The sequence below is a fragment of the Dyadobacter jiangsuensis genome (assembly GCF_003014695.1).
Classification (GTDB): Bacteria; Bacteroidota; Bacteroidia; order Cytophagales; family Spirosomataceae; genus Dyadobacter; species Dyadobacter jiangsuensis.
This window is the reverse complement of record NZ_PYAS01000003.1, coordinates 479,822-492,346: the sequence shown is the minus strand read 5'-3', so window position 1 is coordinate 492,346 and position 12,525 is coordinate 479,822. Positions and strand designations below refer to the sequence as shown.

Below are 12,525 nucleotides of genomic sequence, written 5' to 3'. Positions count from 1 at the left end.
CCAACCAATACCTTAACCAAATGTCAACGCAATGAAAAAGAACATGCTATTACTGGGGAGCCTGGCGCTTCCGCTCGGCTTCATGCAAGCGAGCGCCCAGTCGGGCAGCGCGCACGAGCTCGAAGTGATCAACCAGCTATCGTCCAACGCGGCAGTATCTTCCATGCCCGTTTCGCAATTACTGAATGCACCGGGCAACGAAGCACTGAAAGCCTTTTTCTTCACACCGATTAAAAATAAAACGGTGTTAAAAGGCAAAAAAATGGCTGTGCTAGCCGCCGACGGCTTCGAAGAAATAGAGCTTCTGGGCCCGGTTTGGTATTTCCGGCAACTCGGCGCACAGGTAGATATCGTCGCGCCGAAGTTCAACCCGGCGCCGGCCAGATACGGCCTTAGCACGCCCGAGATGGCGAAAAACCACATAATGGCCATTCAATACCTGAATCCGGTGGGTTGGGTGAAAGTCGACCGGACCGCTGATCAAATCAAAGTCGACGAATACGACGCGATATTTATTCCGGGTGGGGCCTGGAACCCCGACAACCTGCGGTACGACAAGGACGTGCTCCGCTACATCAGGGAGTTCAACCAATCGGGCAAACTGATTGCGGCGATCTGCCACGCCCCGGTAGTACTTGCGTCGGCCGATATTTTGAAAGGACGGAAACTGACGGGATACTGGAACATTCAAACCGACCTTACCAACGCCGGCGGGATTGTGAGCGACGTGCCCGTGGTGACCGACGGGAATATCATTACCAGCCGGCATCCGATCGACGTGGCCGATTTTTCAAAGGCCGTCGAAAGCTGGCTCACAAAAGAATCCGGCGTTACCAAACGTTGAGTGGGACCAAAGTGAAAAGAGCCCGGCCTGACAATCAGGCCGGGCTCTTTGGTTACACGGGCACCCCGGCATCAGCTGGTGCGCTTGCTGAAAACAAACACGCCCAGGTAGTGAAACAACAGCCCGACAGCCCATGCCGGGGTCGACCACAACGGCCATGGATACGACGTACCGGTAAAGTACCAAACAAGCCAGATTACGGGTGTGACCAGCACGAAGGCGAGCAAATGGATTCGAAAACCCTTCCGTGCCTTCTCTTTCGCTGTCGCATCCCAGTTCGTAAGATTAGTCATACAAAAGTGGATGGGGATAGGTGAAGAATACCAAATTTACCCATCAACACACGCGGGGACCAAGGAGCTGAATCACAGAAAAAGTGTGCGCAGGATCACACTATTCGGCATATACTTTTTGGATGCCCAGCCTTTTAATAATCGAATGCAGGGTCGTGGGCGGCATTTGCAGCACTTGCGCAGCTCCGCCGGGCCCGGCCACTTTTCCGTCGCACAGTTTCAGTACCTGTAAAACATGCTCGCGGACAACTTCGTCAATCGTCTTAACCCTGTTACCCACCATAATCGAGTCCAGGATTTGATCTTCCAGCGACAGAAAAACCTGATCGATCACCGGTCCCGGGGTCATTAACACACTTCGTTCGATCAGATTTTCGAGCTCGCGCACATTGCCGTGCCAGCTGTGTGCCGTCAGTATCTTGATCACTTTCCCTGCTATACGCAGTACCTTCCGTCCGTTTCGTACGGCATGTTTTTTCAAAAAATGGGCCGCTAGCAACCGGATATCCTGTTTCCTTTCCCGCAATGGCGGAATGCTGATTGGAAACACGTTCAATCTGAAAAACAGATCGCTTCTGAACCTTCCCTGCCGCACTTCCTCGGCAAGATCCTTGCTGGTAGCGGCTATGATGCGTACATCGGTTCTGATGACTTCGTTTCCGCCTATTCTTTCGATCTCTCTTTCCTGCAAAGCCCTGAGCAGCTTGGCTTGTACAGCCAACGGCAACTCCCCTATTTCATCCAAAAACAAGGTACCGTTTTCAGCAAGCTCCCATTTACCGATACGGCGTTCTGTCGCGCCTGTAAAGCTCCCTTTTTCATGCCCGAACAATTCGCTTTCGATCAAATCGGGCGGCAGTGCCGCGCAATTCACGGTAATCATCCATTCATTCTTCCGCAACGAGTTTTGGTGAATGGCTTTCGCCACAAGGTCCTTTCCGGTGCCCGTTTCGCCCAGCACCAGCACAGTACTTGGCGTCGGTGCCACCTGCGAAACTAGTTCCCGGAGCTTGACCATGGCGGTTGTGGCGCCGATGATTTCCGGATGGTACTCAATGTGTTCCATGTTTTCGGGCTGATAATCTCCCAATTTAGAAAAGAAACTGTCGCCAATTGTGTATTTTAGTCAAACATCTCCCCCCAAGAAAAGCGACTACATGGGTTTGAAAGTGTTTATCGTTGAAGACCAGTTCATCGAAGCGAACGATCTGAAACTGATCCTCGAAAGTGCAGGGCATTCCGTTTGCGGCATCGCCAAATCCGTGGACGCGGCGCTGGACCTTCTGGCGACCGTCAGGCCCGACATTGTATTGCTGGATATATTTCTCAAAGGGCCCAAAACCGGCATTGACCTGGCACCCGTTCTCTCCCGGGCAAAAATCCCTTTCATCTATATTTCCGCCAATTCTGACCCTGCGACACTGGATGCAGCCAAAACGACCAAGCCGGACGGCTTTTTGGTTAAACCTTTCAAAAAACAGGACATCCTGGTGGCGCTCGATATCGCTATTTACAGGTACCAGTCCGCAACCGGGCAAGCGCTCCTGCACGTGCAGCCGCCCGAAACAGCGGGACAGCGAAAGCCGAAGGAGTTTAATGAAATCATCGGGTCGAGCGACAAACTGCTGCAAGCGCTCGAACTGGTAAGCCAGGTGGCTCCTTTGGACACTACCGTGCTGATATTGGGCGAAACCGGCGTGGGAAAAGAGGGCATAGCAAAGGCCATTCACCAGATTTCGAGGCGAAAACACAAGCCGCTCATCAAAGTCAACTGCGCCGCTATTCCACCCGGCCTCATTGAATCCGAACTTTTCGGGCACGAAAAAGGGGCATTCTCAGGCGCATCGGATAGGCGGATCGGCAAATTTGAGCAAGCCCAGGGCGGCAGTATATTCCTGGACGAAATCGGCGAAATGCCCCTCGAAACGCAGACCAAGCTGCTGCGCGTTATCCAGGAGAAAGAGCTCGAACGCATTGGCGGCCGCAGCACGATCAAACTCGACATTCGCATTATCGCAGCCACAAACCGCAATCTCTACAAAGAGGTCGGCGCCGGAAAATTCCGCATTGACCTGTATTACCGGATCAACGTGTTCGCCATCACCCTGCCTCCGCTGCGGGAACGGGTAGACGATATCCAGGAGTTAGCCGATTACTTTTTGAAAAAGCATGCCCGGTTATCCCAAAACCTGCCGAAAAAAATCGAACCGGGTGCCCTCGCCAAACTGCAAAAGTATCCATGGCCGGGCAATATCCGCGAGCTGGAAAATGTCATTGAAAGGCAGATCATTCTGACGCCGTCGAATGCCATATCGTGCTTTGACCTGCCGGAAGGCCCAACAGGCTTAGACGTCAACTTTCCCGACCCGATGAAAACCGACAACCAGAAACACCTGATCTTATCGGCCCTCGCGAAGAGTAACGGGAAAGTTTCCGGCAAGGGCGGCGCGGCGGAAATACTCAATATGCCTGCCCCTACATTGGTTTCCAAAATGAAGAAGCTCGGCATTAGCTGGCGATTTGTGAGCGGCTGATCAGCCTTATGATATACTGTCCGTTGCCACCGGATCGGGAGCAGAAGCAGCCTGCAATATCCGGTGGGGAAACAACACCTGCAAAGTCGTACCACATTCACTGTGTACTTGCAGACTTCCTTCCAGGTCCTCTGCCAGTCCTTTCATCAACCTGAAACCGAACGTTTCAACGGCATCGACGTCGAATGCACTGGGAAGCCCCATTCCGTCATCGGCAATGCTGAGCAAAATATCGTCTTCCGTAGCTTTTATGAACGATACCCGTACCTCTCCCTCTCTTCCACCGGGAAATGCATATTTGAGTGAATTGGTAATCGCTTCATTTAAAATCAAACCGATGGGTACGGCCTGGGAAAGATCAAGCTCAATTTTTTCAACATGGATATTGAAAATGATCCGTTTCCCGGTATTGAAGCTGCTGTTAAGATATGAAACCAGCTCGTGTATATAACTCGACATGCCGATGCTCGTCAGGTCTTCGGATTGGTAGATTCGTTGGTGCAGCATCGACATCGCCTGAATCCGGTGACGGCTCTCCACAATTGCATTGACCGCCACTTCCTCTTTGAGATAGGCCGATTGGGAATTCAACAGGCTGATCACGATCTGCAAGTTATTCTTCACACGGTGATGCACTTCCCGCAGCAGCCATTCCTTTTCAGTCACTAATTGAATCAGCGACGCATTTTTGATGCTGATTGTCTTCTGCTGCTCCATTAATTGCCGGTTCTTGCTTTGCTTGATGCGGTAACTGTTGTAGAGGAGCCCCAGCACGCAAAGCAATACGGCAAATCCGGCATAAGCATATTTTTCGGTCCTGGCTGCCAGTTCGAGCTTTTCCTTATGCAATGCTGCTTCCTTCGTTAAAAGTCTGATATCCTTCTCCTTCTGGGCAGCCTTGAAGTTGGCTTTCAGAATCGATACCTCCTTGCTTTTGGTATTGTTTTCTATCGAATCGCTCAGAAATTTGAATCGCTGGTAATTTTGAATGGCAGCCATCAGATTACCGGCCGCGGAGTCTGCCTTAAAAAGCATATGCCTGGTGTCCCTTTCAAAAGTCGGTGTCAGGCTTTCCGATGCCAGTGCCAACTTGAGATAGCGGGCGGCATGTTCAAACTTTCCCGTGTTCGCGTAAAACTGCCCGATTGTTAAAAATGCTTCCGCTCCCGCCACCGGCTCCATCTTGCCCGAGTTCGATCTTTGCGCGTATTCGACGTCTTTGTTCAACCGTATCATTTCCAGATAGTAATTTTCGGCCTCGGCATAACGCTTCATCGCGGAATAGCAATTTCCGAAAGCAAATGCCAGCAATTGTCGGTTCACCGAAGTCTGAGGGGTGTCTCTCTCCTTTATAAATTTTTGCAGGAAGTTAAGGCCTTCGTCGGGATGGCCGCTTTTGATCTGGGCATCGATCAGGAGCCGGAGCAGGTTATACGTCCAGACCCTGTGCACCGGGCTTGTAGCATAAACCAGCTTGTAATATCTGATACTCTCGGGATAGTTGCCCATGCTTCGATGGATGTTCCCGAGTGCGAGATAAATGGAACTGTACTGGCTGCTATCATTTAAGGTTTGAAGGTTTTTCAAGCCCAGAAGCGCATAATGCATGGCCTTATCATAGTTTCTTTGCTTCTCGTAAAGTCCCGAGAGCCTCTGACAAGACGCCGTCACTTCCTTATCCAATTTAGCGGTCCGCAATGTTTGTAATTCAAGCAAATACAGTTTCTCGGCCAGCTCCGGTTTATCGTGCTGCCAATGATAGTAACCTTCCATCCAAATGCAGGTTGCCACCTCCTCCATATTTCCAAGTTCCTGAAACAGCGCCTTTGCCTTGTTGATACTATAAACTTCCGTAGCATAGGTGCTGTCCGAATCGGGGATATAGCGCGCGAGTTCCTGCCACCAATGCGCCTGCTGCTCCTTGTCCCCTATTTGTTTATAGTATTTTATTACGCGGTAAAAGCAATTCTTTCCGGCTGTCATTTCACTTAATCGAAAGTGATATTTCGCCTGCGCAATACTGCTTTCCGTCATCCACTTCCTGGACCGTTGCCGGATACTTTGTTTATTGGCCAGTTCCAGATAAGGCAATGCCTTTCGAAGTTCTTCCGGGCTGGCGTCTTTGTGGTTGATGTAATACTCGCTGAGCACCAGCAACAGCCGTACATACATTTCACCATAAACATCTTTCAGCAGGGCCTTGGCCGATTCCAGGTCTCTCTTCTTCGTAAATGCATTGCAGGTAAGGTTGTAGGCGTCGGTGTAACCTTTTGTGTATTTCAGAGATTTGCTCAACGCAGCCGCCGAACGGCCGATTGTTACCGCGCTGTCCAGCGAGCCTTTCGAATCATTCCAGTAATAAATGCCGCCAATTTTGAGCAGCAGGTTGACCTTCGAAGTGTCCTCTTTTAAGACCTTCAATTGCGCCAGCCATGCCGCTCGTTTCGTAAACGGCTGCCGGTCGATTCCGATACCGTCCGCCGTCGGTTGGGCGCCGGCGATCCGGCAATAAGCCAGCACAAGGCATAGTACAAAAGCAGCTTTTCGCCTCATAGCGTAATTCGTTGATTTTGAGCAATCCTATTCATATCTCATCGGGAAGGTATTGCCAAATTACAATCTTTAAAAGGCGTTTCATACGGTGGAGGCCAACAAATTTTGCTACTAAATGAAAGTCTCAAGAAATGGCGAAATATCGTATCCAAAACTTTTATTAAAATTAATCAATATACTAATAATCAACCCATTACATTCTGGCATAAACTTCGTATAGTGACCATATTATTTTACTTCAGTTATCACCTACGCTCACAACAGATATGGACAAATTGCGAAAACACATTGAAGAAATTACGCCGGTCAGCGACATTGAATTTGAGTATATCAGAACTTTCTTCACTGTTAAAAAAGTCAGGAAACACCAGTTCCTGATACAGGCCGGCGACAAAGTATCCTGTGAATACTGGATCGCCAACGGCGCCTTCCGCGCCTTTTACGTGGACGACAGCGGCAAGGAACACATCTTGCAGTTTGCGCTCGAAAATTCCTGGCTATCCGATTACAATGCGCTCTTCCATGAGACGGAATCGAATGTGAATGTGGTTTGCATGGAACAGGCGGAGGTGCTCTGCCTTTCCCTTTTTGCCCGTGAGAAACTGGCGGCGGAGCTGCACAAGATGGAACGCTTTTTCCGTGTGAAAGTCACAACCGGATATACGGCCCAGCAGCATCGCATTATCTCACTGCTTTCCCAAAACCCAAAGCAGCGTTACGAAGAGTTTGAAAACAGGCATCCCGAAATTATCCGGAAAATACCTAAAAAGTACATCGCGGAATACCTGGGTATCAGCCGCGAAACACTTAGCCGGCTCTACCCGGCCAATCGTCGGGAATAACGATCTGAGGCAGCTGCAAGCCCGGTAAACAGCAAGTTGCCGGCGCTTCGCGCCATGAGGAATGTGACGGCGGTCACAGATTAATAGTGATTTGGTTCAACCATTTGTTTCCTGCTTCCGCTGAACTTTGCTATCAGGAAAAGTATCCCGAATGTGGGCCTGCTTGCATAACAATGATAGCTGAAAACCATGAAAGCGTTGATCATCGGAGGAACAGGTGCCACAGGAAGGGACCTTATCAATGTGCTGCTGGCCGACCCTGCTTATACACGTATAGTCAGTTTCGTTCGTCGTTCGGCAGGCATTGTGCATCCGAAACTGACCGAGCACATCATCGACTTTAATGAACTGGACAATTTCGCCGCGCACATTCATGGAGACGTATGGTTTTCCTGCCTCGGGACGACCCTAAAATCGGCCGGTTCCAGGGAGCAGCAGTGGCGTATCGATTTCGAACTGCCGTTGAAGTTCGCACACATTGCCAGGCGAAACGGCGTACTCAGGGCGGTGCTGCTCTCGTCGTATGGCGCTTCATCATCCAGCAGCGTGCATTACCTGAAAATCAAGGGACAACTGGAAGAGCAGATCGCCAGCCTGATGTTCGAGCAATACATCATTTTCAGGCCGGGCCATTTGTTACGAACCCATACGGACCGCCCTGTTGAGCGTTTCACGACCGGTCTGCTCGTTATGCTGAATGGCCTGGGGCTGATGAGAAAGTACCGCTCGCTGCCCACCGCAACGCTGGCGCAAAAGCTCGGTAAGGCTCCCAGGGTTCTTGCCGCGGGAGTTCACGTGATCGAGCTGAATGAAATCTTTTCGTTTTAGAATTTATTAAAACCAAACCCATGAGCCAAACTCTAAACACATTCCGACGCATTGTGACCGGCCATGACGCGGATGGGCATGCAGTGATCGTTTCCGATGCGCCGCCCGTTCGCTCGCAGCTTGTCGGCGGCCCCGGCGGCCCCACCTTCGTCGAGGTATGGCATACCCTCGAAACCCCTGCATTGATCCGTCGCCAACCCGACGACTCCGACGAAACCGGCCTGGTACTGCCTCCGCCAAAGAACGCCACACGCATACGGGTCATCGAATTCCCCCCGGAAGGCGAAGAAATCCGCAAACTGACGGGTGCCGACGCTGCCGCGAAGTTTAAGTCAATGGGCGACGAAGGTGCTTCGACCTCCGCCGCCGGTGCCCCACACCCGCTCATGCACCGCACGCAAACCGTCGACTACGGGATCGTGCTCGAAGGAGAGATCACACTGGTGCTCGACCGCGGCGAAACCATTATCCGCACCGGCGACATCGTGATCCAGAACGGTACGAACCACGCCTGGGCGAACCGCTCAGGTAGCCTGTGCCGGATGGCATTTGTCCTGATCGACGGCGAGTTCAACCTGTCATAACACCCGATACTATTCATAAAATAATGCGCATCCAACCATTAATTCCCGACAGCCTTAGCCCAGAACTGCGCTTCGTGCATGATGAAATCGCCAGCCTGGTTTCCGGCAGCCAGGGCCAGGTGAAAATGCTCGATGAGCAGGGTGCGCTGCTGGGCCCGTTCGCGCCTATGCTGCATTATCCGCAATTCGGCGTGCCCGCGCTGAGCTTTTTGAGGACACTCGACACGCATGCCACGCTGGACCCACGGGTTCGTGAAGTCGCCATCCTGACCGTCGGAGGCTTGTATGGCGCGAAGTTCCAGCTTTACGCCCACGAAATCATGGCCGGAGCTTTCGGATTATCCCCGGATATCATCGCATCGCTGGCGGCTGGCGGCATGCCCAATGGCCTCAATGCCCGGGAAGCCGTCGCGCATACCATCGCGAACTGCCTCGTCAAAGGCCGTATTGTTCCCGAATCCGCATACAATCATGCTGTTAGCCTGTTCGGCCGCGAAGGAGTGGCCGAGTTGTACTTTCTGGTTGGCGGGTACAGTCTGATTGCCGTAATCCTGAACGGTTTCGACATGCCTGCACCTGAAAAACAGCTGTAAACCAGATTCTTAGACCTATTTCATTCATATTCCATTCAAAAGATGAAAACCACCAGTCTGATACTCCTATCGGCAGCATTTGCCCTTTCGGCCATGGCTTCCTGCACGCAAGACGACCACGTACCCGCTGCCGCCCATACCTACGTGCTCGTGCATGGCGCGTGGCAGGCACCTTACGTATGGGACGAGGTTCGTGCCCAACTGATCAGTTCGGGCAATAAAGTGATTGTTGTGGAGCTACCTGGCCATGGCACCGACCAGACTCCCCCGCATCTGCTATCTCTGGACGTTTACCGTGACAAGGTGATCCAATCCATCAATTCAGCGAACGGCAAGGTGATACTCGTCGGCCACAGCATGGGCGGGATGGTCATCACCCATGTGGCCCAGCAGGTACCTTCCCAAATCGAAAAGCTGGTCTATATCGGGGCGTTCCTTCCGGCTAATGGCCAGTCGCTGCTGGAACTGGCTAACTCCGACCCCGATTCCAAACTTGGACCCGCATTGAGCCAATCCGCCGACAAACTCCTGCTGGATGTGAGCAAGGCTGAACTTACCAACCTGTTCATCCCGGACGGCACACAGGCCGCCAAGGATAAGGTGGTCTCCAACTATCGCGCCGAACCCGCCATTCCATTTACCAACACAGTCGCATTGACCGACGCCGGCTTCGGATCGGTGGAGAAGGTGTATATCAAAACCCTTCAGGATATCGTAATCTCCCCGGGGCTGCAAGACCGCATGATCGCAGCCGCGGGCATCAAAACCATTTTCGAAGTGAACACGAGCCACTCGCCCTTCCTTGCCCAGCCCAAGTCTGTGGGAGATTTGCTGGAAAAAGCTGCTAAATGACCCGTGTCCGGCGTATCAAATCGTCTCGCCGACAATCGTGAATACAGCATTATAGCGTTCCCTGACGTTGCTCATGGCTGTCCGGACCTTTTTCAATGCGGTATTGTAGTCGGCATTCACCTCTAACAGGCGGTCGGTGATTTGCTTAGCATTGGTTTGCTCGATTTCAAAAGTCCAGTCGGAAAGGCCCAAGTCGTAATACATCTGGCCCTTAATGGTATCCTCCGGCTGGCGCAGGTAGAAGCACGGCGTACCATTGGTAGCCGCTATGATCGGGGAATGGCATTCGAAGCTCAGCACCGCCTGCGCCCGTTTGTAAAGGGATGCGGCATCATCGGGCAGCCAGTAGCCGTGCTTTACGATGTAAGGCTTTACGTCCTCGGGCAAAGGATTGATCAGCAGTTCGTCCATGACATCCAGCTGATAGGTCATTTCAGGGCATACCACCACTTTTCCTTTGGTTTTTCGTACCCAGGCCACCATGGCTTCGCGCAGTTTGGCATGATCGGGTTCCTTCCATTTGTCATTGAGCTCGTCCACTTCGCGTATGCGTTCGGGGCTCCATCCGGCATTGTTGGGCCTGATTTTGTAGTATGGCGTCCGCCTTAACCGGGGGATGACGCAGATAAACTTCCGGTCGGCCAGCTTGTTGTCCTGGATAAATTTCGCAGCGGCTGCGTCATCGTGAATGTCCATAGCGAAGGTGGCGTCCGGCGCGAATGCGATATGTTTCCCTTCCAGGCCCGCTTCTTTCAGCTTCCCGATCGAAGCGGTTTCGCGGGTGAAAATGAAGGACGCATTTTGAATGATCCTTTTCAGATCGGGCGTAATGTCCTGGATGGTAACCCCGAAAATACCGAAGGGCTTCTGGGTTTGCTTTTGCCAGCTATCCAGGTAATCGGCCGCCACTACCGACGGCCCCGAGCCATGGAGGAAGAAATCCGCGGCCAAGAATGCCTTTTTCACCTCGTCGGATTGCGGCTCACCATCTTTACTGACCTGTCCGTGAATAATCTGCAAATCGGGATAATGCTTTTTGAGCATACCTTCGGCAAAGTCGCTTTTGCTTTTTTTCCAAAGGATCAGCTTCGCCTTCGGCAGCCGCTTTTTGAGCAATGCAATGAGCCCGGGCGTATGTGCGATATCGCCGATGTTGACGTCCTGCCAGCCCGAAACAAACAGGATGGTAGGATCGGCCTTCGCTTGCGCTATTTCGCCCAACATAATCACTCCCGCTAGCGCGGCCGCATTTTTTATAAAATCTCTTCTGTTTTTCAGATACATGATGGATCACAATTTAAACTTCCTTTTTAAAAACTAACTGAGATATCGTTTCATCAATGCCATGGTTTCCTTCTGGCGCTTATGCACGAATGCCAGAGCTTTGTCCACCTTTTGCGCAGTCGCTTTTTTGTTGGTCAGCATGTCCAGCACAGCAGGCACGAGTCGGTCGATATCGCCGGGTTGGTCGAGGTCGAACAGCCACTCGCCCAGCCCGATGTCCTTCCACATGATGCCCTTGCTGGTTTGCTCCTCGAAACGGCAAACGATAGCCGGAATGCGGTTGCCGATACACATGATGGGTGAATGCATTTCGATGCCGAACAGCCCCGCGGAACGTACATAAGTACTGATCGCCTCGTCGGTAAGCCAGTATTCCGTCCGCAGCACGGTTTTTTGCTTCACGTCGTCGGGCAGCGGGTCAAAAAGCATTTCTTTCCCGATCCGCATCTGGGTTTCGTTTTCGGGAACGATCAGGATTTTGTAGGGCGTCTGGCGGGCCACAGCGGTGATCGCCGCACGGATAGGCGCATTGTCGTGCTCCTTCATGGCCTCGTTGCGCGCATGTTTGTCGGCATTGGGTTTCTGATTTTTCCGGGGCAGCTCCCACCAGGGCGTGAAGCGAAGCTGCGGGATCACGCATACAAACTGGCCGTCTTGCAGGTTATGACTTTTCAGGAACGCACTTGCGCTCTGATCGTCTTTCAAATCCACGGCAAATGCGCCATCGGGACAAAACTCCATGATGGGCGACGCCACCCCCTTCCCGCGGGCAAATTCGAGCGAGGCCGAGTCGCGGAACAGGGCGAATTGCGCGCCGGTCATAATCGAAATATCTTCCGGCCTGTACTTCCAGCGATCGGCGGGCAGGCCGTACACACCCGGAAATGTAATGCCATAAATGCCGTACGGCTTGCCGGTTTGCTCTTTCCACAACGCCAGGTCTTTGCCCCGCACCAAAGAAGGCCCCGAGCCGTGCAGCATGAATGCACATTCCGCAAATGCCTTTTTCACATCGGCTTCCGAAGTAATGATTTCCAACTTTGGAAAACGTTTGGCCAGCATCTCATCTACGCCCTTGCCGATATCTACCGGCCACAAACGGACTTCTACATCGGGATAATATTGCTCCAACAGCGTTATAACGCCCGGCGTGTGCCCGATATCGCCAATGTTTTCGACCTGCCACGACGACCTCAGCAGAATGCTGCGCTGCGCTGCCTGGGCGAATGCGTCCAGCCCCGCCGCAAGGCCCGATAGCAATACGCTGTATTTGATAAATGACCTTCTGGACTGCATGCAATATTTAATTTTTGAGCTG

Annotated in this window: 12 protein-coding genes; 7 read left to right on the top strand and 5 right to left on the bottom strand. The window is 52.2% G+C overall.

Going from position 1 to position 12,525, the window contains the following annotated elements; translation table 11 throughout:
* The first annotated feature begins 31 nt into the window (after window positions 1-31).
* Window positions 32-844 (top strand): DJ-1/PfpI/YhbO family deglycase/protease, encoded by an 813-nt coding sequence (locus CLV60_RS07950; protein ID WP_106594830.1) that lies wholly within the window; start codon window positions 32-34, stop codon window positions 842-844.
* Window positions 845-915: 71 nt separating this feature from the next.
* Here CLV60_RS07950 and CLV60_RS07945 read toward each other — a convergent pair whose 3' ends face one another.
* Window positions 916-1,137, bottom strand: a complete 222-nt coding sequence (locus tag CLV60_RS07945; RefSeq protein WP_106594829.1) for a 2TM domain-containing protein — start codon at window positions 1,135-1,137, stop codon at window positions 916-918.
* Window positions 1,138-1,237: 100 nt separating this feature from the next.
* Window positions 1,238-2,203, bottom strand: coding sequence for a sigma-54 interaction domain-containing protein (locus tag CLV60_RS07940; protein WP_106594967.1), 966 nt, complete (start codon window positions 2,201-2,203; stop codon window positions 1,238-1,240).
* Between the two features lie 49 nt (window positions 2,204-2,252).
* Here CLV60_RS07940 and CLV60_RS07935 point away from each other — a divergent pair, with 49 nt between their 5' ends.
* A complete protein-coding gene (locus CLV60_RS07935; protein WP_310589287.1) occupies window positions 2,253-3,671 on the top strand; it encodes a sigma-54-dependent transcriptional regulator in 1,419 nt (472 codons plus the stop codon).
* Between the two features lie 6 nt (window positions 3,672-3,677).
* On the opposite strand, the gene CLV60_RS07930 is transcribed toward CLV60_RS07935, so the two are convergent.
* Window positions 3,678-6,224 carry a tetratricopeptide repeat-containing sensor histidine kinase gene (locus tag CLV60_RS07930; protein WP_106594827.1) on the bottom strand — a complete coding sequence of 849 codons (2,547 nt, stop codon included), beginning with the start codon at window positions 6,222-6,224 and terminating at the stop codon, window positions 3,678-3,680.
* A 266-nt stretch (window positions 6,225-6,490) separates the two neighbouring features.
* On the opposite strand from CLV60_RS07930, the gene CLV60_RS07925 reads away from it, so the two are divergent.
* From CLV60_RS07925 to CLV60_RS07905, 5 genes are all read left to right on the top strand, one after another.
* The gene (locus CLV60_RS07925; RefSeq protein ID WP_106594826.1) at window positions 6,491-7,066 is read left to right on the top strand and encodes a Crp/Fnr family transcriptional regulator; all 576 of its coding nucleotides are present in this window, start codon (window positions 6,491-6,493) and stop codon (window positions 7,064-7,066) included.
* 189 nt (window positions 7,067-7,255) lie between these two features.
* Window positions 7,256-7,894 carry an NAD(P)H-binding protein gene (locus tag CLV60_RS07920; protein ID WP_106594825.1) on the top strand — a complete coding sequence of 213 codons (639 nt, stop codon included), beginning with the start codon at window positions 7,256-7,258 and terminating at the stop codon, window positions 7,892-7,894.
* Between the two features lie 20 nt (window positions 7,895-7,914).
* Window positions 7,915-8,478, top strand: a complete 564-nt coding sequence (locus CLV60_RS07915) for a cupin domain-containing protein (RefSeq protein ID WP_106594824.1) — start codon at window positions 7,915-7,917, stop codon at window positions 8,476-8,478.
* 23 nt (window positions 8,479-8,501) lie between these two features.
* Window positions 8,502-9,071 (top strand): carboxymuconolactone decarboxylase family protein, encoded by a 570-nt coding sequence (locus CLV60_RS07910; RefSeq protein WP_106594823.1) that lies wholly within the window; start codon window positions 8,502-8,504, stop codon window positions 9,069-9,071.
* A 42-nt stretch (window positions 9,072-9,113) separates the two neighbouring features.
* Complete coding sequence (locus tag CLV60_RS07905; RefSeq protein ID WP_170118734.1) at window positions 9,114-9,923, top strand: alpha/beta fold hydrolase; 810 nt, start codon at window positions 9,114-9,116, stop codon at window positions 9,921-9,923.
* 15 nt (window positions 9,924-9,938) lie between these two features.
* On the opposite strand, the gene CLV60_RS07900 is transcribed toward CLV60_RS07905, so the two are convergent.
* Entirely contained in the window at window positions 9,939-11,207 is a 1,269-nt protein-coding gene (locus CLV60_RS07900; protein WP_106594822.1) for a polysaccharide pyruvyl transferase family protein, read from the bottom strand.
* A 33-nt stretch (window positions 11,208-11,240) separates the two neighbouring features.
* Window positions 11,241-12,503 carry a polysaccharide pyruvyl transferase family protein gene (locus CLV60_RS07895; protein WP_106594821.1) on the bottom strand — a complete coding sequence of 421 codons (1,263 nt, stop codon included), beginning with the start codon at window positions 12,501-12,503 and terminating at the stop codon, window positions 11,241-11,243.
* Between the last annotated feature and the right edge of the window lie 22 nt (window positions 12,504-12,525).

Coding starts and splice junctions, on each gene's coding strand:
- CLV60_RS07950 (WP_106594830.1), top strand. CDS start 32: ATGAAAAAGAACATGCTATTACTGGGGAGCCTGGCGCTTCCGCTCGGC.
- CLV60_RS07945 (WP_106594829.1), bottom strand. CDS start 1,137: ATGACTAATCTTACGAACTGGGATGCGACAGCGAAAGAGAAGGCACGG.
- CLV60_RS07940 (WP_106594967.1), bottom strand. CDS start 2,203: ATGGAACACATTGAGTACCATCCGGAAATCATCGGCGCCACAACCGCC.
- CLV60_RS07930 (WP_106594827.1), bottom strand. CDS start 6,224: ATGAGGCGAAAAGCTGCTTTTGTACTATGCCTTGTGCTGGCTTATTGC.
- CLV60_RS07925 (WP_106594826.1), top strand. CDS start 6,491: ATGGACAAATTGCGAAAACACATTGAAGAAATTACGCCGGTCAGCGAC.
- CLV60_RS07920 (WP_106594825.1), top strand. CDS start 7,256: ATGAAAGCGTTGATCATCGGAGGAACAGGTGCCACAGGAAGGGACCTT.
- CLV60_RS07915 (WP_106594824.1), top strand. CDS start 7,915: ATGAGCCAAACTCTAAACACATTCCGACGCATTGTGACCGGCCATGAC.
- CLV60_RS07910 (WP_106594823.1), top strand. CDS start 8,502: ATGCGCATCCAACCATTAATTCCCGACAGCCTTAGCCCAGAACTGCGC.
- CLV60_RS07905 (WP_170118734.1), top strand. CDS start 9,114: ATGAAAACCACCAGTCTGATACTCCTATCGGCAGCATTTGCCCTTTCG.
- CLV60_RS07900 (WP_106594822.1), bottom strand. CDS start 11,207: ATGTATCTGAAAAACAGAAGAGATTTTATAAAAAATGCGGCCGCGCTA.
- CLV60_RS07895 (WP_106594821.1), bottom strand. CDS start 12,503: ATGCAGTCCAGAAGGTCATTTATCAAATACAGCGTATTGCTATCGGGC.